Below are 19,865 nucleotides of genomic sequence, written 5' to 3' on the forward strand. Positions count from 1 at the left end.
CGCTCGAATGAGTCTGCGCGTACTTCCCGAGGCGCAGTGGCGAGCACAAGCCGCTGCGCATCGGGCCCGGCTGGACGAACTCGTCGGGCCGTATCTCGAACGGCGGGCGGCGGGTTCGTCGCATCCGGTGATCGACTTCCTGTTCACCTACTACGGGCACAAGCCTGCGCAGTTGCGGCGCTGGCATCCCGGGTATGGAGTGGCCCTGGTCGGCGCGTCCGAGTACGAGGGAGCTCGTGGATACCACCGCCTACCCCCCGATCTCGAGGCGAATCCGTGCACCGCCGAGCTCGCTGCGGACAACGGTCCGGCGGCCACCGGCAGGCACGCCGAATCCGATTTCGGAGGTGGCCTGTTCACTGCCGACCCCGGATATCTGGCGCGGCGCCGCGACACGATCGAGTTCGTCGGGAACCTGTTGCGTGCGACCGCATCTCGGCCGGCCCAGTTGTCATGTTTCGGGTTGCACGAGTGGGCTATGGTCTATCACACCGACGAAATCCGCCACCAGCAGGTGCCGCTGCGGCTGGGGCGGACAGGTACTGATGAGGTCGTCGAGTCGATGTCGTTGCGCTGCACCCACTACGACGCTTTCCGGTTCTTCACCCCGGATGCGGTCGGCCGCAATATAGAACCGCTGACCCGCGCGGACCAGGTCTCGCGCGAGCAGCCGGGCTGCTTGCACGCCAATATGGACCTCTATAAATGGGGCTTCAAGCTGGCTCCGCTCATCTCCTCGACCACGCTGCTCGACTTATTCGAATTCGCCTGTGCCGCACGTGAACTCGACATGCGTGCCAGTCCGTATGATCTATCCGCTTACGGATACGAGCCAGTGCGTATCGAAACGCTTACGGGGCGGGGCGAATACATCCGAGCACAGTCGGCACTCGCGCAACGATCGGTGCGACTGAGACAGCATTTGCTCGAGCTGTGCGACATGTTGCTGACAGTTGATATGACAGCGCTCGACACAGGCGCACTCAGCACCTAGACGTCAGGACCCGTCCGTGCGGGTCAGCTGATCAGCCACCCGCAAAAGGCGGCAGGACATCCACTCGTGGACTCAACTTCGCGTTCGGGTCGCGAGTGAGTTCCTCGCCGAGCACGAACGCGCACACTCCCAACATTTTGTCCAAATCTGCGCCGTAGCTGGTAGCCAACCGACGACGAAGGTCGGATATCGTAGCGCCTGCCGGAAATTCGAGCTCTTCGGATGACTTTCCGACAACGTCGGCAATCGCGGCGAAGTAGCGGATTTCAACCACCGATGGCCCCCATCGTGCGTTCGGGCGGAACAAATCCTGCGGTGTCGATGCCGTGGCCCGCCCATTTGTTCCACATGGCACCCCGCCAGATTGCGGCGAGTTCAGCGTCATCGGCACCGGAGCGCAACGCGTGACGCAAATCGAACTCCTCATCACTGAATAGACACGAACGCAGCATGCCATCCGCGGTGAGGCGCGTGCGGTCGCAGTCACCGCAGAACTTCCGAGTGACTGAGGCGATGATGCCGACAGTGGCGGGTCCGCCGTCGACCAACCATCGTTCGTCCGGTGCTGCCGGGTCAGCCCGGCCGACCGGATCGAGCGTGAAACGCGCTCGCAGAACCTCGAGTAATTCAGCTGCGGTAACCATATTCGCCCTGGCCCACTCCTGGTCCGCGTCGAGGGGCATTTCCTCGATAAACCGCAACTGACAGTCGTTGTCCAGGCACCAGCGCAGTAAATCTGTTGCCCCACTCAGCGTTTGACGCATCAGCACCGCGTTCACCTTCACCGGCTTCAGGCCAGCGGCGGCTGCGGCGCGGATTCCGGCGAGAACAGAATCGAGCCGGTCGCGACGCGTGAGCGTTGCGAAACCTACCTTGTCGACAGTGTCCAGGGAAATATTGACCCGCCCAAGCCCCGCCGCGGCCAAAGCCGCCGCGCGGTGTTCGAGCCCGATGCCATTGCTGGTGATGGCAAGTGGGGTGTCCGGCACCGCGGCATGGCACCCGGCAATGATCTGCTCCAGTTCACGCCGCATCAGCGGTTCGCCGCCGGTGAATCGGACCTCGTGCACCCCCAGTTCCTCGACGGCCAACCTCACGACTCGAACGATCTCCTCGACAGTCAGCAGGTCCCGTTGGGGAATCGGTGGCAACCCTTCCTCCGGCATGCAGTACGTACATCGCAGCGAGCATTTCTCGGTGATCGACACCCTCAGATCGCGAGCGACTCGTCCGAATCGGTCGACAAGCAAGGGAGTATCCGGTCGACCATCGAGTGAAGGGCGACCGGATCGAACAGTGGGAATCCCCATGTCGACTGCAGCCATGCTGCATATACTCCCGCCTTCCCTCAGTTGGGAACTAAACTTGCCGAGAGATACCTCACACTGTGCCAGCCTTGACGCCATGAGTGAGCTCTCCCACGTGGATCACGAAGGCCGCGCCAGGATGGTCGACGTCAGCGCCAAAGCGGAAACCGCAAGAAGCGCTGTTGCGACTGGTGTGCTGCGTACCACGCAGGAGGTGGTCGCATTGGTCCGCGCCGACAACCTCCCCAAGGCTGATGTTCTGGCCACGGCCCGAATCGCGGGTATCGCGGGCGCCAAGAAGACTTCGGATCTGATACCGCTGTGCCACCAGTTACTGCTGTCTTCGGTACAGCTCGGGTTCGGTTTCACCGAGACCGGGATTTCGATAGAAGCAACGGTGCGGACTACTAGCCAGACGGGAGTCGAGATGGAGGCACTCACCGCGGTGGCCATCGCTGGACTGACCCTGCACGACATGGTGAAGGCAGTCGACCCCGCCGCAACATTGAGTGATGTGCGCCTACTCGCCAAAACCGGTGGCAAGCGCGGACATTGGACGAGGCCAGACCTTGCTGCGGTAGCCGACGACACCGCGACAGCCACCGAGGCGACAGACCGCCGATGAGACCTCGCGTAGATATCGGAAGGAAGTGTCCAAGATGGATGTGAGCGCGAGGTCGAGCGCAGCACGGATCGCGGTCGCGGCCGGCGAGGTACGAACTACCGCCGAGGCCGTGGCCTGGTTACGCGGCGATTCCGGTCTGACCGCGGATTTCCTCGCTACCGCCCGTATTTCCGGCATCGCGGGCGCGAAGAAGACCTCCGACCTGATCCCGCTGTGTCACCAGGTACTGCTGTCATCGGTACAGCTCGGTTTCGAGTTCACCGAGACCGGTATCACGATCGAAGCAACAGTGCGATCGCCCGGCCCCACCGGCGTCGGAATGGAGGCGCTCACCGCGGTCGCTGTCGCCGGACTGACCTTGAACTACATGCTCAAGGGGCTGGACCCGTTCGCAACTCTCGAAGCCATCCATCTGGTCGGCAGCCACGACCGAAAGCTCGATGATCGCGGGTTCGCCGATACCCGAGCCCATCCTGTTCATCCCGAGCCCGAAACAGCGATTCAGCTACTCGAACAGGGTCCACGCACTCGAGCGATGACGCCGCTGCGCGGGCCTACAGCCGAAAGGGCTGAACAATGACGACTGCACCAGCCGAGGTCCGCCTCAGCCGAATCTGCGCGCAAACGCTCGACCCGGCCGAGGTGGAGGCCGCAGTGACGAACCCTTCGGCAGGGGGTGTGGTCGTGTTCATCGGCAAAGTTCGCGATCATGATGGCGGACAACCGGTATCGGCGTTGGAGTACTCGGCGCACCCGAATGCCGACCGATTTCTCTACGACGTCTGCGCCGAGGTCGCGACCTCCACCGGCTTGCCGGTCGCCGCAGTGCATCGGATCGGCGACCTGACCATCGGCGACCTGGCGATCGTGGTCGCCGTCGCGGCTGCGCACCGCGCCGAAGCCTTTGCCGCGTGTAGCGGTTTGGTCGACCAGATCAAGCACCGAGTGCCGATATGGAAGCGTCAACACTTTGCCACCGGCCGCTCGGAATGGGTGAATTCCTGTGAATGATTGCCGCCGAGGTCAATTCGGCCCGTTACGGGACGTGGTCGCTGCCGTTGCCACTCCGAGGCACCTCCGCAAGACCGGTCCCGGATTTGGAGAATGTCTCGATGGGATCGGGTTACAGCGGCCGTGATCGTGTTCGATGCCAGCGAGTTCTACGCGCTCCACACAGGTCCCGCCTCGAGAATTGGTATGGGCGCCGCGGCATCGGCCGCCGAGATCGATGTCATGTTGGCAATCCATGATGCGGGCGAATTCGAAGTGCTGACGGGCAAAGTGGCCCTCTGCGATCCTGGCCACCTCGCAGCCGGATCGGCCGGCTCCCTTCAGGATCGACCTGTAGACGAGACAGTCCCGATATTCGCCTCGGTTCCGGTCGGGCGTCACTTGGTGCTGCTCACCACAGCGACCGAGCCCGGCGACGATCATTGTCAGGTCCTCGCCTATCTGAGTCTCGTGTTCAGTGATGCTCCGACGACGGCGATCACGCCGTGGATCGCCGAAGGTGGTGGTTCGCGATGCGGCGAGCCCGCAAACAATTTCTTGACCGTCGACGGCGGCGTCGCAGGATTGCTCGATGCCGCAGGTGCGGACCGGATCCCGTCCGGGTTCGACGTTGTGCGCGCTATCGACCGTGCACTGATAGCGAACAAGCTGTGGGCAAACATACCTCTGCCGATCGCGGAAACCAGCGAGACCGTCGTCGCCTGCCGGTCCGGCAAAGGTGCGTTTCCTGTCATGCAGTCTCTCGATGCGCAGGGAAATGTGACCGGTCTTCATGTCGACTTCGCGGTTGTCGGCCCCCGCAGCCGCAAAGCATGGTGGAAAAGTCGCCACTTGCACTGAAATGCGCCCCAGACAGTAGATCCGTAGTCAGCGCAGCGCGCGGCCACAGGCGCCGTTCGGCTCCGACATCCAGGTCGGCCACGGCTTGGAAGGGACACCCTTCGAAGGTGAACACCACAGCCCCCGACAGGTGCTGCCGAACGCATTCGGCGAGGCCGATGCACCGCTTATAAACCGGTACCCGAGAACCCCCCGGCAACCCGAGCCCCGGGATTTATCCCGAAATCGCCTCCGTAAGTTACTGACTGTTACTACTATTCAGTCAGTTGCGGTCCACTGACTGAGTCGGCGCGGCCCGCATGTGCCGAGATCGAGAAAGTTGGGGGATGCAACGATGCGCCCATTGGTGAGGATTCGCCGTGCCCGCTCGATGGCATTGGTCGCCACCACGGTGATTGCCGCGATGATGGTGCCGAGCAGCGCCTCGGCTGACCTGCAATCCGATATCTCCACCTTCGTTCAGGAACTCCTCGATGTCGGCCGCACCTCAGTGCCCCGCGCGGACTGCGGGCCTGGGTCGATGCCGGAAACCGGTCTGCAGGGCGACGTTCCGGCCGCCGACCGTAATAGTCGACGCAGCACTCAGGGCTACCGCTGCAATATGAGCATGCTCGGCGGTTTCGCGGGGCGCGGTGCCGGCATCACCTCCACCAGCTATGAAAACTGCGCCTATATGGGCTCGTTCTTTCCCGGCGACCTGATCAGCGAAGGCCGCGGCGTCCAGGTGCTCGACGTGTCCGATCCGGCGAACCCGCGACCGACGGCCACCCTGACCGAGCCCGCCATGCTCGCGGGCACCTGGGAGAGCCTGAAGGTGAACGTCGCGCGCAAACTGCTGGTCGGCACCGGCGTGCCGGTCGGAGAGGGCGTCGGCTACCTGTCGATCTACGACATCTCCGACTGCGCGCACCCGCGCCTGCTCAATCCGGGCGCGGGCACGAATCTGCTGATGCCGCTACCGATCACGACCCATGAGGGCGGCTTCTCCCCCGACGGCAACACCTATTGGGCCTCCGGCGTCGCCCCCGGTTTCGTCAGCGCCGTCGACCTCACCGACCCGAGCAACCCGCGCGTTATCTGGCAGGGCCTGACCGGTATCGAGGCGCACGGCTTCGGCATCAGCGCGGACGGCAATCGGATGTACCTGTCGGCACTGGGCGGATTCACCGTGCTCGACATCAGCGCGGTGCAGCGCCGCGACCTGAATCCGCAAGTGCACCACATCGGCCGGACCTTCTGGACCGACGGCTGGGCCACTCAGCACAGTATCCCGGTCACCTACGACGGCAAGCCGTACCTCTACACCGTCGACGAAGGTGGTTCCGGCGGTGTGAAACTCATCGACATCTCCGACGACACCGCACCGAAGGTCGCGGGCAAGATCAAGCTGGAGATCAACCTCCCGCAAAACATCGACAGCAATATCGGTTCGTCCATGGGTGGTTCGGTCTTCGCCTACGAATCGCACTACTGCGCTGCCGACCGCCCGACCGACCCCACCGCACTGGCCTGCGGTTGGATCTCTTCCGGCATTCGGGTCTTCGATATCCGCAACCCGCGCGACGTCCGCGAGATCGCCTACTTCAACCCACCGGCCCGCACCGGCCAGAACCTGTCGCTCTGGAATTCACCGCACGCCTTGGCCTCGATCATCGGTGTCCCGCTGATGACCGCGCCGCCCGCCGCCCGCGCGGTGCTGGAGGGACAGTTCAACCCGTGGGACGCATTGACCCCTCGCACCGGAAACCTCGCCTTCGGGGACGTCTCCACCGACTGGTGCTTCTCCCCGCCCGAGTGGCGCGGCAACCAGCTCTACGTCGCCTGCTCCGACAACGGATTCATGGTGCTGCAGCTCGACAACGAGGTGTACACCCCGCCAGCAGACCAGCAGTCGATCGTCGGGTCATAGCGGTGAACGAGGTCGATGCGAAAGCGAACATCTGGAACACCCGCTGGATCACAGTCGCCGCGATCACCTCGCTAGCCTTTGCGCTGATGGTGATCGGGGCGGCCCTACGCCCCCTCGTTCTTCCCGAAGACCACTCCGCCACACCGGTCCTCACCTCGGTAGAAGTCGGCTTCGCTCAGGATATGACCGCCCACCACCAGCAGGCGTTGATCATGGTGCAACGCCTGGACCGTGGCGCGGACCCCACCGTCCTGCGCCTGGCCCAACAGCTCGCCGACGCCCAACGCATCGAAATCGGCACCATGCTCGGCTGGCTCCGTCTGGCGAACGAGACCCCGCTGTCCCCCCACCCCATGGCCTGGATGCACACGGAAGAGCCCGCACCCCACCAGCACTCGGTCGCCGCACTCAACCGACCACCGGCACCGCGGGACTCCACCATGCCAGGCATGGCAACCATGGCCGAACTCGACGCCCTGGCCACCGCCCGCGGTCGAGACGCCGCAATCCTCTTCTTACAACTCATGTTCCGCCACCACCACGGCGGCCTCATCATGTCGCGAACAGCCGACCAGCTACTCCCCTCCGGCCCGGTCAAAGAATCCGCCCGCTCGATGTTCCAAAGCCAAAGCCAAGAAACCGGCGTAATCAGCGTCCTCCTCACTCAACTCGGCGGCCAACCCCTCCCCTAGCTCGACCTCCACCCGGCGCCGACCGCACTGTGATAGGCGATCCGAATAACAGCTCTACCGTATTCGTTGTCGCCGTTGCTCATCGAATCTACGAAGAGTCGACGAACCGGTACCAGCGCCCGTCGTACATCTGATATTCGATGCCGCGTTCGGCCGGTGCGCCCAGGCTCGGTGGCGCGCTCTCGGGCGGGAAGTAGGCAAATCCCTCCGAATTCTCCGACGTCCCTTGGACATAGAACAGGCAGCCGCCGTCACGTGGCGTGATGGCGGTAATGGCGTAAATGCCGAGTCGGGTGTGGCGACCGGGGTTGGCGCAGTCGATCGACTGATCTTCGAGGATGCCTCGGGAGACCTGCCAACCCGCATCCTGCGGGACCTCGAACCAGACCAGCGCGGCGAGCGCCGTGATCATCACCGGCACCGCGAGGCTGATCTGGATGGTGTGATATCGAACCAGACCGACCAGACCGAAGAACAGTGCGACCACGCTGACCGCCGAAAGCCCCACCCACAGGAGCACTTTGGTGAACTGATCACCGAGGGAGGCCAACTCCCAGCACAGGGCGGCGCACAACACCGCGACTACGCAGGTGATGAAGCCCATCCACAGCACGAACCAACGTGGAGCGCCCGAACGCGCGCGGGCGATACCAGCACTGCTCATACCGACAAGATACGTCGGCGAGCGCCCACCCGAACCTCAATCGCATGTCCTCGATCGGGCATTCATAAAGAAACCCCTGGCCGTGGCGGCCGAGAACGACGGCCACGAGCCAGGGGTGTTGTGTGCTAGACGATCAGCCCGGCGTCACAGCGGCGGGAAACCGGCCGAGCCGGTGACAGCCCAATTCCAGAACGACGCGGCGCGGTTGGCGACCAGGGCGATCACATCAAGGACAACGCTTCCCATAAAACTTCCTCACATCGGGCATCTTCAGTGCAGGCCAAGGGTAACGGATCGGCATAGGGCCCGAAACTCGCCGGCCACCGGACAGCGACCGTCGGGCAATACCAGAACCTCCTGGTCGGACTCGACGGCGACCAGGGGGTTCACAGTCGAGAACTCAGATGCAGGCCAGCGCCTTGGCCTCACGGCGACGGCGATGCAGGATCGGCTCGGTGTAGCCGTTGGGCTGCTTGGTGCCTTCGAGAACCAGTTCCTTGGCGGCCTGGAAGGCGATGCTGCCCGCGAAATCCGGCGCCATCGGCCGGTAGGTCGGATCGCCCGCGTTCTGCTTGTCCACCACCGGAGCCATCCGCTCCAGGCTGGCGAGCACCTCGGCGGCGGTGACAACGCCGTGGCGCAGCCAGTTCGCCATCAGCTGGCTCGAGATGCGCAGCGTCGCACGGTCTTCCATCAGCCCGACGTCGCGGATGTCGGGCACCTTGGAGCAGCCGACGCCGTGATCGATCCAGCGCACCACGTAGCCGAGAATGCCCTGCGAGTTGTTGTCCAGTTCCTGCCGCTTGTCCTCGGCCGACCAGTTCGGGTTCGCGGCCAGCGGGATCTCCAGGATCTGGTCGACGGTGGCGCGACGACCACCCGCGGCGATCTCCTGCTGCCGCGCGAAGACATCCACCTGGTGGTAGTGGGTGGCGTGCAGGGTGGCGGCGGTCGGCGAGGGCACCCATGCGGTGTTGGCGCCCGCACGCGGGTGGCCGATCTTCTGCTCGAGCATGTCGTGCATCAGATCCGGCATGGCCCACATGCCCTTGCCGATCTGCGCCTTGCCGGGCAGGCCGGCGGCCAGGCCGGTATCGACGTTCCAGTCCTCGTAGGACAGGATCCACTGCTGCTGCTTCATTTCGGCCTTGCGGACCATCGGCCCGGCCTCCATGGAGGTGTGGATCTCGTCGCCGGTGCGGTCGAGGAAGCCGGTGTTGATGAACACGACCCGCTCGCTCGCGGCCGCGATACAAGCCTTCAGGTTCACCGTCGTGCGGCGCTCCTCGTCCATGATGCCGACCTTGAGGGTGTTGCGCGGCAAGCCGAGCACGCCCTCGATCCGGCCGAACAGCTCATTGGTGAAGGCGACCTCGTCGGGGCCGTGCATCTTCGGCTTCACGATGTAGACCGAACCGGTGCGGCTGTTCTTCAGTTCGGTGTCACCGCGCAACGAGTGCGTGGCGATCAGCGAGGTGACCAGGCCGTCCATGATGCCTTCCGGCACCTCGTAGCCATCCTTGTCGATGATCGCGTCGCTGGTCATCAGGTGACCCACATTGCGCACGAACAGCAGCGAGCGGCCGTGCAGCACCAGCTCGCCACCGTCGAGCGCGGTGTAGACGCGGTCCGGGTTCATGGTGCGGGTGAAGGTCTTCTCGCCCTTGCTGACCTTCTCCGCCAGATCGCCCTTCATCAGACCGAGCCAGTTGTGGTAGCAGAGGACCTTGTCCTCGGCGTCCACCGCGGCGACCGAATCCTCGAAGTCCATGATCGTGGTGATCGCGGACTCCAGCACAACGTCCTTGACGCCGGCCGGGTCGGTCTTGCCGATCGGCGAGGAGCCGTCGATCTGGATTTCGGCATGCAGCCCGTTGTGCTTCAGCAGCACCGAAGTCGGCGAAGCCGGGTCACCCAGGTAGCCGACCAACACCGCGCCATCGGCGGCCAGCGTGGTGACCTCGTCATTGGCCATCGTGACGGCCAACTTGCCGTTGTCGATGGCGTAGTGCGTGGAGCTGCGGTGCGAGCCGTTGGCCAGCGGGGCCGCGGTGTCGAGGAAGTCGCGGGCGAACTCGATCACGCGGGCGCCGCGAACCGGGTTGTAGCCGCTGCCCTTCTCCGCGCCGTCGGCCTCGGAGATTGCGTCGGTGCCGTAAAGCGCGTCGTAGAGCGAGCCCCAGCGTGCGTTGGCCGCGTTGATCGCGAAGCGCGCGTTCATCACCGGAACCACCAGCTGCGGGCCCGCGGTGACTGCGATCTCGGTGTCGACGTTCTCGGTGGCGATCGCGAAGTCGGCCGGTTCCTCGCGCAGGTAACCGATCTCGCCGAGGAAGCTCTTGTAGGCGGCCTTGTCGTAGTTCGCGCCGGGGTGCTCGGCATGCCAGGCATCGAGCTTGCCCTGGATCTCGTCGCGTTCGGCCAGCAGGACGCGGTTGCGCGGCGCGAGGTCGTTGATGACCTGCTCGGCACCGGCCCAGAACGCGGCGGAATCCACGCCGGTACCGGGGAGCGCCTCGTTCTCGATGAACTCGTGGAGAACGCTGGCCACCTGGAGCCCGCCGACCTGAATCCGCTCTGTCATCTACTGCCTCACTTTTGAGAAAGCCGGGTAGGAAAATCGCAACCAATGTTACCCGTGGGTAGTGACACCTCTGTGCGTCGGGTCAATACGCCACACTCCCAGCGCCTTCCGCCACAGCATTCCGCCACGCCGACCCTCCGGTACCGATCGGTCTGCACGTCGCGTGATATCGCCCAGACCCTTGATTGTATCGGTCAGTACATTTAATGTACTGACTGGAACATTTCCTACAGGTTCATGCGCCTAGATCAATGGAGTGCAGGGTGTCGTTGCCGGGACAGTCGTTGTCGGACAAGGTCGTGTTGGTCACCGGAGGTAGCCGGGGCCTTGGCAGGGAGATGGTGCTGGCGTTCGCGGAGGCAGGCGCCGACGTGGTGGTCGCCAGCCGCAAGCTCGACGGGTGCGTCGCGCTCGCCGACGAGGTGAAGGACACCCATGGCCGCCGGGCATTGCCGGTGGCGTGCAATGTCAGCGATTGGGCGCAGTGCGATGCGTTGGTCGAGACCGCCTACGCCGAATTCGGCAAGGTCGACGTGCTGGTCAACAACGCGGGAATGTCGCTGCTGTATCCGAGCCTGGACCAGGTGACCGAGGCGATGTTCGACAAGGTGGTCGGGGTGAACCTCAAAGGTCCGTTCCGGCTGTCCACCTTGATCGGCACCCGCATGGCGGCAGCGGGCGGCGGCGCGATCATCAATATCTCCTCGATCGAGGCAACCAGGCCCGAGCCGCTCGCGGTCCCCTACGCCGCGGCGAAGGCCGGGTTGTCCAACCTGACCGGCGGTCTCGCGCAGACGTTCGGACCGACGGTACGCGTCAACACCATCCAGTGCGGCGCGTTCGCCACCGATATCGCCAAGTCGTGGCCCGATGAGTTGCGGGCGGAGATGACCAGACACAACGCCCTGGCCCGGGTGGGTGAACCGAATGAGATCGTCGGCGCCGCACTCTTCTTCGCCACCGACGCATCGGCATTCTGCACCGGAGCCACCCTGGCCTTGGACGGTGGCTGGCGATGACGACACTCGGACACGAAGGCACGCAAACGATTTCGCGCAACACCGCACTCGACGATGTGAATGGCGGCACCCGATGAAAGCATTGACCTACGCAGGCCCGCAGCAGATTTCGTTCACCGAGGTGCCCGATCCCGTCTTACCGGGGCGAGATGGGGCGATCATCCGCGTTACCGCGGCGGGCATCTGCGGTAGCGATCTGCACATCTACGCCGGACACGGCTTCACCGACGGCACCGGGTACACCGTCGGCCACGAAGCGGTCGGCGAGATCATCGAACTCGGCCCGGAGGTAGAGGGTTTCGCGATCGGTGACCGAGTGCTGGCGTCCGCCTCGGTCGGCTGTGACCGGTGTGCGCAGTGTAAGACGGGCATCGTCGCCGCCTGCGAACGCCATCCACTGCCGATCGACGCCTGCTACGGGCTCGGCGGATCGCTGGCAGGCACGCAGGCCGAACTGCTCGCGGTCCCGCATGCCGAAGGCAACCTGGTACGGCTACCCGACGCGGTCGGCGACGACGCCGCGGTCGTCCTGACCGACAACGCCCCCACCGCCTGGTACGGGGCGCGCCGTGCCCGCATTGCGCCTGGTGACACCGTGGTCGTCATCGGGCTCGGCCCCGTCGGGCTGATGGCGGTCCAGTCGGCCTTCGCGATGGGCGCCGCGCGCGTGCTCGGCGTCGATCTGGTCGCCGAACGCCGCAAGCGGGCCGCCGAATTGGGCGCCGAGCCCATCGAGTCCGACGACCCCAAGGCCGCCATCCGCGAGATGCTCGGCGGCGGTGCGGATGTCGCGATCGAGGCGGTCGGCGCCGATGCGACGATCAAGCTCGCCATCAGCGCGGTCGGTCATCGCGGCAGGGTGAGCGTTGTCGGGGTCAGCCAGAATCGCGCCTTCCCGTTCCATATGCAGTTGGCGCAGGTCAAGGAGCTCGAATTCCACATCGGGCTGTGCTCGATCCAATACGAAGTGCCCGCACTGCTGCGCCTCACGGCGGCCGGGCGACTGAATCCGGAAGCGGTTGTCTCGCATCGACTCCCGATGTCGGAGGGGCCGAGCGCCTACCGGATGTTCGCCGAAAGGGCAGACGGGGTTTCCAAAGTCGTGCTGGATCCACGACGATGACCGAAATCGCCGCGCCACGTCGCCGCGGCCGTCCGCCCGCGGCGGAGACGACCGCCGAAGCGACCCGCGAACGCATCGTGGAGGCCGCGGTGGAGCTGTTCGCGGAGAAGGGTTTCCACGGCACCGGTGTGGCCGAGATCGGCGATCGAGCCGGGGTCCAGCGTGGCGCGCTGTACTACCACATCAGGTCCAAGGAAGAGCTGCTGTGGCAGATCCTGCGCGACTACATCCAATTGATGCTCATCGATGCGCAGCAGATCGCCGACAACGATGACGACCCGATCACCAAGCTGCGCAAGCTGATCCACAGTCACGTCGACCTGATCGTCCGGCACCGACGCGAAGTCGCCATCCAATTGCGCGACGTCACCGCTCTGACCGGTGACCGAGGCACCGAGCTGCAGGATCTGCGCGATCAGGTGCAGCAGTGCTGGCAGCGCGTCATCGACGCGGGCCGCGCCTGCGGACTACTACGCACCGATGACCACGTCGTCACCAACAGCGTGCTCGGCATGCTGAACATGGTGACCTTCTGGTACCGCCCGCACGGCGGGCACACACCGGAGGAGATCGCCGACATCCTCGCGACCACCTTCCTCGACGGCATCGCTCATCCGAGCGAACAGACGAAAGGCTGACCATGGCTTGGGATTTCGAAACCGACCCGGAGTATCAGAAGAAGCTGGACTGGGCAGCGGAATTCGTCCGCACCGAGGTGGAGCCCCTGGATCTGCTCTACCCGAATCCCTACGACCGCACCGACACCGAGGCCATGGCGCTGATGCGGCCGCTCAAAGAGCAGGTGAAGGAGCATGGCCTGTGGGCCTGCCATCTCGGGCCGGAACTCGGCGGCCCCGGCTATGGGCAGATGAAGCTCGCGCTGCTCAATGAGGTGCTCGGCACCTCGATGTGGGCGCCTTCGGTATTCGGTTGTCAGGCACCGGATTCCGGCAACGCGGAAATTCTCGCGCACTACGGCACGCCGGAACAGAAGGCGAAGTACCTGGAGCCGCTGCTGTCCGGCGAGATCGGCTCCTGCTATGTGATGACCGAGCCGACCGGCGGCTCGGATCCGACGACGTTCAAGACCACAGCCGTGCGCGACGGCGACTCCTGGGTGATCAACGGTGAGAAGTGGTTCAACTCGAACGCGCAGTTCGCCAGCTTCCACATCGTCATGGTGGTTACCAATACCGAAGTCAGCGCGTACCAGGGCATGTCGATGTTCATCGTGCCCGCCGGCACTCCCGGCTTGGAGATCGTCAAGAACTTTCACGTCAACGGCTTCAGCGAGCACGAGGGCCACCTGCGCTTCACCGACGTCCGGGTGCCCGCCGACCACCTCCTCGGCGCCGAGGGCCAGGGCTTCATCGTGGCCCAGACCCGCCTCGGCGGCGGCCGCGTGCACCACGCCATGCGCACAGTCGCGTTGGCGCGCAAGGCCTTCGACATGATGGCGGAGCGCGCCGTCTCGCGGCCGATGCGCAAGGGCCCGCTGGCCGGTCTGCAGATGACGCAGGAACGCATCGCGGACAGCTGGATCGAGATGGAACAGTTCCGCCTGCTCGTGCTGCGCACCGCCTGGCGCATAGACAAGGAACAGGACTACCTGAAGGTGCGCAAGGACATTGCCGCCATCAAGGTCGCGATGCCCAAGGTGATGCACGACATCGCCCAGCGCGCACTGCACCTGCACGGCGCCATCGGCGTCAGCACCGATCTCCCGTTCGTCGACATGATGAACTACGCCGAGGTCATGGCCATCGCCGACGGTCCGACCGAGGTCCACAAGATCACCCTCGCCAAGGAAGTCCTGAAAGACTACGCACCCGGCGACCCGGTCTACCCGAGCGGCTACCGCCCCGCCCTGCGCGAACAAGCGCGCGAGCTGGTGGCCCACCGCCTCGAGCACATCGTCGGAAGCCTCTGACGCTACTGCGCGACCGCCCTACGAGGCGCGGGTCGCCGGGTCGAGGGTGTGGAGCGAGTCCGAGTACGGCGCGACGGGACTCAGTTTCAACACCGTGGGCATGTGGCGGGTCAGTGCGGACGGGCCGGTGAATTCCACTCGGCCCGTTCGCATGGCGTGCGACAGGGGCATGCGGCCGAGCCAGACCTGGTAGAGAGAGGCGACGTCGGCGGTGATGGTGACGTCGACCGGGTAGCCGGGATCACCGTCACAGACCGAGGCGATGCCGGATTCGACGACGATCCAGTAACGGCGGACCTCGTCGCTGAAGCGGACCGCGAGCACGTGCCGTTTGCCGGGAAAGGCCGAGGTGTCGAGCCGGGAGTGCATCCACCAGACCAGCAAGCCGGCGTCGAGTTCCTCGGGCCTGGGTTCGCCGAAGGTCCAGCGGGCGCCCCATTCGCCGAGGCCGAAGAGAATCGGTTCCAGCCCTTGCCCTGCCGCGGTGAGCAGATAGTGCCCGCCGGCCTTTTCGACGAGACCGGCCCGCTCGAACTGGCGCAGCCGCTTGGTGAGCAGGCTGCGCGACAGACCGGGCAGGCCGCGGGCCAGATCGTTGAATCGGGACGTGCCGATGAGCAGGTCGCGCAGGATGAGCAACGACCAGCGCTCACCGAGCACGTCGAGGGCCCTCGAGATCGGGCAGTACTGGCCGTACCCCGCGGTCCATGGGTGGCCGCCGGACAGGTGCTCGGCCGGGCGCTCTGTAGTACGGATCATGGTCACCTCACGAACGGGTCCATTTTCTGGACCGGGGGAGTCCACTTTCTGGACTATCTGTTTATCGCGGCCGTTTCTAACTTCGAAACATGACAACTACCGCTGCAGACACCACCGAGACCACCACCGAATGGATCGCGATCGCGCGTCAGGTCGGCCAGAATCTGAGCCCCGGCGTCGCCGCCCGCGACCGGACCGGGGATATCGCCGTAGACGCCTTCGATCTGCTGCGTGACACCGGACTCTCGGCCGCGCTCGTGCCAACCGAATTAGGCGGCGGCGGAGCCACCCACCGGGAGATGGGTGAGATCCTGCGCGAACTCGGCCGCCACGACCCGTCCACGGCGGTCGCTTTCGCCATGCATTCGCATCTGGTAGCCGCGCAGCTGTGGCGGCATCGCCACGGAATCGACGCAACGCCGGTCTTCACCAAGGTGGCGGCGGGCGCGATCCTGGTCAGCACCGGCGCTTCGGACTGGGTCGACTCCAATGGCCGGGCCTCGCGCGTCGAGGGCGGCTATCGAGTGAGTGCGCGCAAGGCCCCGGCCAGTGGCTGTGAGGTCGGCACGGTCTTCGTCACCAGCATCCGATGGCAGGACGCCCCCGGCGGACCGCAGGTGCTGCATTGCGCAATCCCGCGCACCGCGGACGGGGTGCGGATCGAAAAGACCTGGGACACACTCGGTTTGCGGGCGAGCGGATCACACACCGTGGTCTTCGACGAGGTCTACGTCCCCGACGCGGCGGTCTCGCTGGTCCGCCCGGCCAACGTCTGGCCGCCGGTACTGAACGTGGTGATCGGCGCCGCGATGCCGCTGGTGATGGCCGCTTATCTCGGCATCGCCGACGGCGCGGTCGAATTGGCCGCCTTGCTGGCGGCCGATCGCACCGACCCGCACACCTTCCAACTGGCAGGCGAAATGATGAACGCCCACACCACCGCCGCCGACCTCATCGCGGCCATGTTCACCGACTCCGACAACCTGCGTTTCGACAACACCGACGCCTATGCGAGCCGCACCCTCAGCCGCAAAACCGTGGCCGCCGATTCCCTCGTCTCCGCCGTCCGCCTGGCCATCGAAACCGTTGGCGGCCTGGGCTACTCACGGACCTGCGAAATCGAGATGCGCTACCGCGACGTGCACGGCAGCCTGTTCCATCCACTCCCGCGGGCCAAACAGACCCGATTCAGCGGGCGCGTGCTGTTGGGCCATACCCCGATCGGCTGAACATCCTGGCGACTGCTCGCGGGTCGGTCGCAACAACACCGCTGGCGACTGCTCGCAGGTCGCTTGAAACAGTACCGCTGGCGACTGCTCGCAGGTCGCTCGAAACAGTACCGCTGGCGAAGTTAACGCCGAGGCGGGCGCTCCGGATAACCAGTTGGGGGCGAAATCCCCGGCAACGAGGTTGAATGGGTCGTGACCGTGGTCATGACATCCGGAGGAGAGCCATGGTGTCCGTCCGTACGATAGCTCGTTCTCCGATCACCTGGGCGCTGACCGCGCTACTGGTGATCGGCATCGGCGTCGGCCTTGCGCTGCTCGAGCCGTGGCGGCTGTTCACCGATACGACCGTGAACGAGACGGCCCCGTCGATCGCCGCCCCAGCCTCTCCTGGCGTCGCCGCGCAGCAGCCACGCACGCTCGCCTCCGGAACATTGATCTCCCATGAACACACGACATCCGGGACCGTGGCGATCCTGCAACTGCCGGACGGCAGTCGAGTGCTGCGTCTGGAAGACCTCGACACCTCCGACGGACCGGACCTGCACGTGTGGCTCACCGACGCGCCGGTGCTCGAAGGGCGCGACGGATGGGGCGTATTCGACGACGGCGAGCACACCGACCTCGGCAGCCTGAAAGGGAACAAGGGCAGCCAGAACTACCCGGTCCCCACCGACGCCGACCTGTCGACGTTGACCAGCGTGAGCATCTGGTGCGACCGCTTCAACGTCTCCTTCGGCGCGGCCCGACTCCAGCAGGGCTGATCGGCAGCAAACTTCCTGCCGCACAGCGCGGCCCTCATATGGAGTTGATCGCGGCTGCCGGTATCGACACCCGACCGGATCACATCCGAGGCATTCCCGGAGGCGAGAAGCCCCGCGCTGGGCCGACGGCGGAAAATGTCTACTCTTTGTCGGCCGTGGTTCTCGTCGAACTCGCCGGACAGACCGTACGGTTGTCAGCGTGGGGACCAAAGGAGTCGCCAGCGGCTACCAGCCGGCTTCGGAACGAGCACACCCGGGGTATGAACAATGATGATTCGCAGGATAATCGGCGCCGTCGTGGGAACCGTCACGATCGGCGCGGCAGGCGCCGTCGGCGGAGCGGGCGCGGCACCGGCCGCATCCGAATGCCCGGATCTCTACGTCGTCGCGATACCAGGCACCTGGGAGACCTCCGATACCAAGCCCGGTGAGGGCATGCTCGCGAGCGTCACTCGCGATCTGCCCTCCGACGTGCGCACCGACTACGTGACCTACGCCGCCACCGCGTTCCCCTGGGAAGGCGACGTCTACGGCCGCTCCAAGAAGCAGGCCGTCGACAACGCGCGCGGCTTGGTCACCGCCATGGCCCAGCAGTGCGGTGCGACGAAGATCGCGCTCATCGGCTACAGCCAGGGCGCCGACGCGGCCGGTGACCTCGCCGCCGAAATCGGCACCGGCTTCGGTCCGGTCCGGCCGGAGCGCATCGCCGCGGTCGGCCTGGTTTCGGATCCGCGCCGCTCCCCGAACGACGCTTTGGTCGGACCGCCGGTGCAGGGCGCGGGTGCGGGTGGTCCGCGAATCGGCGGCTTCGGCTTCCTCAGCCACAAGACCCGGACCTTCTGCGCGGACGGCGATCTGTACTGCGCGACCCCGCCCACCGATTTCGCGGCCCGTTTCGCGGGCTTCCTCGCGCAGGCCTCCAATCCCGACCCCGCGCAACTGTGGCGATACCAGGAGGAAGCTGTCGCGATCTTCAATGATCTGATGGCCGCGGGCGTTGTCCCGTTGCTGCAGAACCAGCTCGCCGATCCCGGCATGGATGAGCGCAAGCAGAAGATCGAAGAGTTCTACAACTCGTTCGTCCATCAGAACTATCCCGCCTACGTCGTCGACCCGTCGGGCGCCACCGCCACCTCGTGGCTGCGCAAGTGGCTGGTCGACCAGATATGAGCCGGTAGACAGCAGACCCGCACAACGCACCCGCCGAAAAATGACCCGACAACGGCGGGTGTGTTGTGCCACCATGTGATTCGACGATGATCACCCGCTTCCGAGGGTGGTCCCGAGCACCCCGAAAGGAGGAGGTGGCTTTGACCTACATGTCCGATACCAGCAGTGGACCGGATCTCGGCCGCCTCCAGGCCGGCAACTGACCGCCCGCCACCCTCCTTCTAATTCGCTCGCACTCTTCTCGAAACATGGTGATTCCCATGACGTTCCACCGTGCCACCGATCCGGTGGTGTTGACTGTCGATAACTGGATACACACGCGAGTGCTGGTGCTCAACGCCAGCTACGAGGCGCTCGACGAGATCACCGCCGAACGGGCCATCGTGCTGGTCATGGGCGGGGCCGCCGAGTCGGTCGCCGACCGGGAGCCGCACTTCCCGATCCGGTCCAAGCACCTCGAGATCGCGCTGCCGCAGACCATCCGGTTGCGGCGCTACGTGTACCTCGAGCATGTGGTGCGCGTACAGGACGAGAGCCGCGCCACGCTGGCCGGCGTGCTGCGCCGCGACAGCCACCGATGCGGCTACTGCGCCGCATGGGCCCGCACCGTCGATCACATCCGCCCGCGCAGCCGCGGCGGACCGAACACGTGGAGCAACCTGATCGCCTGCTGCGCGCCGTGCAACACGATCAAGGCCGACCGCACCCCGGAGGAGGCGGGCATGCGGCTGCTGTGGGAGCCGAAGGCGCCCAATCACCTGGAGCAGCGGCAGCGGCGGATCTGGAAGCAACTGGCAGGCACTTGAGCCGCGAGAGAAAGGAGAAGGATCGCCATGATCGTCCGACTGGAGACAACCGCACCCGCCGAAGTGACACTGACCGACCTGCTCCCGCTCTCGGACAGCCAGGGCTGGCACCGGGCGGCCTGCCGCGGCGACCCGAACCACGAGGCGTGGTTTCCGTACCCGTCGCAGGATTTCGACTACGCCCGCGAGATCTGCGCGGGCTGCCCCATCCTGGCGGCCTGCGGTGAATTCGCTGCTCGCACCAGTCAATCCGGCGTCTGGGGTGGCCATGAATTCGATCGCGGGCGGATGATCCGCGAATAGGTAAGCGCCGATGGCGCAACTATCCCCGGAAAGCCGGGACCCGCACCCGTTGTGGATCCCGGCTTTCGCCGGTACGACGGGCACTGCATGTCGGACGTCTCGATCGGGACCACAGTCGCTCGGCAAATCTCACGTGAAC

At 65.2% G+C, this 19,865-nt stretch carries 20 protein-coding genes and 1 pseudogene; 16 read left to right on the plus strand and 5 right to left on the minus strand.

The annotated features are described in order from the left end of the window. The first annotated feature begins 7 nt into the window (after window positions 1-7). Window positions 8-994, plus strand: a complete 987-nt coding sequence (locus tag ACFQZZ_RS17540) for a 3-methyladenine DNA glycosylase (RefSeq protein WP_378681312.1) — start codon at window positions 8-10, stop codon at window positions 992-994. A 31-nt stretch (window positions 995-1,025) separates the two neighbouring features. Here ACFQZZ_RS17540 and ACFQZZ_RS17545 read toward each other — a convergent pair whose 3' ends face one another. Together ACFQZZ_RS17545 and moaA are read right to left on the minus strand one after the other, a co-directional pair. Then, on the minus strand, window positions 1,026-1,379 hold the full coding sequence (locus tag ACFQZZ_RS17545; RefSeq protein ID WP_378681315.1) for a MoaD/ThiS family protein: 354 nt from the start codon (window positions 1,377-1,379) through the stop codon (window positions 1,026-1,028). Continuing rightward, a complete protein-coding gene (gene moaA, locus ACFQZZ_RS17550; protein WP_378681872.1) occupies window positions 1,261-2,319 on the minus strand; it encodes a GTP 3',8-cyclase MoaA in 1,059 nt (352 codons plus the stop codon). Before moaA ends, ACFQZZ_RS17545 begins: the two co-directional genes overlap by 119 nt. Before the next feature lie 79 nt (window positions 2,320-2,398). Here moaA and moaC point away from each other — a divergent pair. From moaC to ACFQZZ_RS17580, 6 genes and pseudogenes are all read left to right on the plus strand, one after another. Beyond that, window positions 2,399-2,863 (plus strand): annotated as a pseudogene (moaC, locus tag ACFQZZ_RS17555) (cyclic pyranopterin monophosphate synthase MoaC); the annotation flags it as partial. 97 nt (window positions 2,864-2,960) lie between these two features. Continuing rightward, window positions 2,961-3,506, plus strand: coding sequence for a cyclic pyranopterin monophosphate synthase MoaC (locus tag ACFQZZ_RS17560; protein ID WP_378681318.1), 546 nt, complete (start codon window positions 2,961-2,963; stop codon window positions 3,504-3,506). After that, a complete protein-coding gene (locus ACFQZZ_RS17565) occupies window positions 3,503-3,937 on the plus strand; it encodes a molybdenum cofactor biosynthesis protein MoaE (RefSeq protein WP_378681321.1) in 435 nt (144 codons plus the stop codon). Before ACFQZZ_RS17560 ends, ACFQZZ_RS17565 begins: the two co-directional genes overlap by 4 nt. Before the next feature lie 93 nt (window positions 3,938-4,030). Beyond that, a complete protein-coding gene (locus ACFQZZ_RS17570) occupies window positions 4,031-4,777 on the plus strand; it encodes a hypothetical protein (protein WP_378681324.1) in 747 nt (248 codons plus the stop codon). Between the two features lie 334 nt (window positions 4,778-5,111). Then, the gene (locus tag ACFQZZ_RS17575) at window positions 5,112-6,686 is read left to right on the plus strand and encodes an LVIVD repeat-containing protein (protein ID WP_378681326.1); all 1,575 of its coding nucleotides are present in this window, start codon (window positions 5,112-5,114) and stop codon (window positions 6,684-6,686) included. 86 nt (window positions 6,687-6,772) lie between these two features. After that, a complete protein-coding gene (locus ACFQZZ_RS17580; protein WP_378681875.1) occupies window positions 6,773-7,378 on the plus strand; it encodes a DUF305 domain-containing protein in 606 nt (201 codons plus the stop codon). A gap of 88 nt (window positions 7,379-7,466) precedes the next feature. Here the strand turns inward: ACFQZZ_RS17580 and ACFQZZ_RS17585 are convergent, their stop codons facing one another. Together ACFQZZ_RS17585 and ACFQZZ_RS17590 are read right to left on the minus strand one after the other, a co-directional pair. Beyond that, complete coding sequence (locus ACFQZZ_RS17585) at window positions 7,467-8,042, minus strand: hypothetical protein (RefSeq protein ID WP_378681329.1); 576 nt, start codon at window positions 8,040-8,042, stop codon at window positions 7,467-7,469. 400 nt (window positions 8,043-8,442) lie between these two features. Then, the gene (locus ACFQZZ_RS17590; RefSeq protein WP_378681332.1) at window positions 8,443-10,626 is read right to left on the minus strand and encodes a malate synthase G; all 2,184 of its coding nucleotides are present in this window, start codon (window positions 10,624-10,626) and stop codon (window positions 8,443-8,445) included. Between the two features lie 263 nt (window positions 10,627-10,889). Here ACFQZZ_RS17590 and ACFQZZ_RS17595 point away from each other — a divergent pair, with 263 nt between their 5' ends. From ACFQZZ_RS17595 to ACFQZZ_RS17610, 4 genes are all read left to right on the plus strand, one after another. After that, window positions 10,890-11,645, plus strand: a complete 756-nt coding sequence (locus ACFQZZ_RS17595) for an SDR family NAD(P)-dependent oxidoreductase (RefSeq protein ID WP_378681335.1) — start codon at window positions 10,890-10,892, stop codon at window positions 11,643-11,645. A gap of 73 nt (window positions 11,646-11,718) precedes the next feature. Next, complete coding sequence (locus ACFQZZ_RS17600) at window positions 11,719-12,768, plus strand: zinc-binding dehydrogenase (RefSeq protein ID WP_378681337.1); 1,050 nt, start codon at window positions 11,719-11,721, stop codon at window positions 12,766-12,768. Next, window positions 12,765-13,406 carry a TetR/AcrR family transcriptional regulator gene (locus ACFQZZ_RS17605; RefSeq protein ID WP_378681340.1) on the plus strand — a complete coding sequence of 214 codons (642 nt, stop codon included), beginning with the start codon at window positions 12,765-12,767 and terminating at the stop codon, window positions 13,404-13,406. Before ACFQZZ_RS17600 ends, ACFQZZ_RS17605 begins: the two co-directional genes overlap by 4 nt. 2 nt (window positions 13,407-13,408) lie before the next feature. Next, the gene (locus ACFQZZ_RS17610; protein WP_378681343.1) at window positions 13,409-14,698 is read left to right on the plus strand and encodes an acyl-CoA dehydrogenase family protein; all 1,290 of its coding nucleotides are present in this window, start codon (window positions 13,409-13,411) and stop codon (window positions 14,696-14,698) included. Window positions 14,699-14,716: 18 nt separating this feature from the next. Here the strand turns inward: ACFQZZ_RS17610 and ACFQZZ_RS17615 are convergent, their stop codons facing one another. Further along, complete coding sequence (locus tag ACFQZZ_RS17615) at window positions 14,717-15,457, minus strand: winged helix-turn-helix transcriptional regulator (RefSeq protein ID WP_378681346.1); 741 nt, start codon at window positions 15,455-15,457, stop codon at window positions 14,717-14,719. 89 nt (window positions 15,458-15,546) lie between these two features. Between ACFQZZ_RS17615 and ACFQZZ_RS17620 the strand changes: the two genes are divergently transcribed. The 5 genes from ACFQZZ_RS17620 to ACFQZZ_RS17640 all read left to right on the plus strand — a co-directional run bounded on the left by ACFQZZ_RS17620 (window position 15,547) and on the right by ACFQZZ_RS17640 (window position 19,726). Beyond that, window positions 15,547-16,686, plus strand: coding sequence for an acyl-CoA dehydrogenase family protein (locus ACFQZZ_RS17620; protein WP_378681349.1), 1,140 nt, complete (start codon window positions 15,547-15,549; stop codon window positions 16,684-16,686). Between the two features lie 224 nt (window positions 16,687-16,910). After that, window positions 16,911-17,447 carry a DM13 domain-containing protein gene (locus ACFQZZ_RS17625; RefSeq protein ID WP_378681352.1) on the plus strand — a complete coding sequence of 179 codons (537 nt, stop codon included), beginning with the start codon at window positions 16,911-16,913 and terminating at the stop codon, window positions 17,445-17,447. A 267-nt stretch (window positions 17,448-17,714) separates the two neighbouring features. Then, entirely contained in the window at window positions 17,715-18,617 is a 903-nt protein-coding gene (locus ACFQZZ_RS17630; protein WP_378681355.1) for a cutinase family protein, read from the plus strand. Between the two features lie 260 nt (window positions 18,618-18,877). After that, a complete protein-coding gene (locus ACFQZZ_RS17635; RefSeq protein WP_378681358.1) occupies window positions 18,878-19,423 on the plus strand; it encodes an HNH endonuclease in 546 nt (181 codons plus the stop codon). A gap of 27 nt (window positions 19,424-19,450) precedes the next feature. Continuing rightward, window positions 19,451-19,726, plus strand: coding sequence for a WhiB family transcriptional regulator (locus ACFQZZ_RS17640; RefSeq protein WP_378681361.1), 276 nt, complete (start codon window positions 19,451-19,453; stop codon window positions 19,724-19,726). Window positions 19,727-19,865 lie beyond the last annotated feature (139 nt).

This window comes from Nocardia sp. GCM10030253 (assembly GCF_042675075.1).
Lineage (GTDB): Bacteria > Actinomycetota > Actinomycetes > Mycobacteriales > Mycobacteriaceae > Nocardia.

Excerpts from the sequence above, each read along its gene's own strand:
- ACFQZZ_RS17540 (WP_378681312.1), top strand. The coding sequence starts at position 8 with ATGAGTCTGCGCGTACTTCCCGAGGCGCAGTGGCGAGCACAAGCCGCT.
- ACFQZZ_RS17545 (WP_378681315.1), bottom strand. The coding sequence starts at position 1,379 with ATGACGCTGAACTCGCCGCAATCTGGCGGGGTGCCATGTGGAACAAAT.
- moaA (WP_378681872.1), bottom strand. The coding sequence starts at position 2,319 with ATGGCTGCAGTCGACATGGGGATTCCCACTGTTCGATCCGGTCGCCCT.
- ACFQZZ_RS17560 (WP_378681318.1), top strand. The coding sequence starts at position 2,961 with ATGGATGTGAGCGCGAGGTCGAGCGCAGCACGGATCGCGGTCGCGGCC.
- ACFQZZ_RS17565 (WP_378681321.1), top strand. The coding sequence starts at position 3,503 with ATGACGACTGCACCAGCCGAGGTCCGCCTCAGCCGAATCTGCGCGCAA.
- ACFQZZ_RS17570 (WP_378681324.1), top strand. The coding sequence starts at position 4,031 with ATGTCTCGATGGGATCGGGTTACAGCGGCCGTGATCGTGTTCGATGCC.
- ACFQZZ_RS17575 (WP_378681326.1), top strand. The coding sequence starts at position 5,112 with ATGCGCCCATTGGTGAGGATTCGCCGTGCCCGCTCGATGGCATTGGTC.
- ACFQZZ_RS17580 (WP_378681875.1), top strand. The coding sequence starts at position 6,773 with ATGGTGATCGGGGCGGCCCTACGCCCCCTCGTTCTTCCCGAAGACCAC.
- ACFQZZ_RS17585 (WP_378681329.1), bottom strand. The coding sequence starts at position 8,042 with ATGAGCAGTGCTGGTATCGCCCGCGCGCGTTCGGGCGCTCCACGTTGG.
- ACFQZZ_RS17590 (WP_378681332.1), bottom strand. The coding sequence starts at position 10,626 with ATGACAGAGCGGATTCAGGTCGGCGGGCTCCAGGTGGCCAGCGTTCTC.
- ACFQZZ_RS17600 (WP_378681337.1), top strand. The coding sequence starts at position 11,719 with ATGAAAGCATTGACCTACGCAGGCCCGCAGCAGATTTCGTTCACCGAG.
- ACFQZZ_RS17605 (WP_378681340.1), top strand. The coding sequence starts at position 12,765 with ATGACCGAAATCGCCGCGCCACGTCGCCGCGGCCGTCCGCCCGCGGCG.
- ACFQZZ_RS17610 (WP_378681343.1), top strand. The coding sequence starts at position 13,409 with ATGGCTTGGGATTTCGAAACCGACCCGGAGTATCAGAAGAAGCTGGAC.
- ACFQZZ_RS17615 (WP_378681346.1), bottom strand. The coding sequence starts at position 15,457 with ATGATCCGTACTACAGAGCGCCCGGCCGAGCACCTGTCCGGCGGCCAC.
- ACFQZZ_RS17620 (WP_378681349.1), top strand. The coding sequence starts at position 15,547 with ATGACAACTACCGCTGCAGACACCACCGAGACCACCACCGAATGGATC.
- ACFQZZ_RS17625 (WP_378681352.1), top strand. The coding sequence starts at position 16,911 with ATGGTGTCCGTCCGTACGATAGCTCGTTCTCCGATCACCTGGGCGCTG.
- ACFQZZ_RS17630 (WP_378681355.1), top strand. The coding sequence starts at position 17,715 with ATGATGATTCGCAGGATAATCGGCGCCGTCGTGGGAACCGTCACGATC.
- ACFQZZ_RS17635 (WP_378681358.1), top strand. The coding sequence starts at position 18,878 with ATGACGTTCCACCGTGCCACCGATCCGGTGGTGTTGACTGTCGATAAC.
- ACFQZZ_RS17640 (WP_378681361.1), top strand. The coding sequence starts at position 19,451 with ATGATCGTCCGACTGGAGACAACCGCACCCGCCGAAGTGACACTGACC.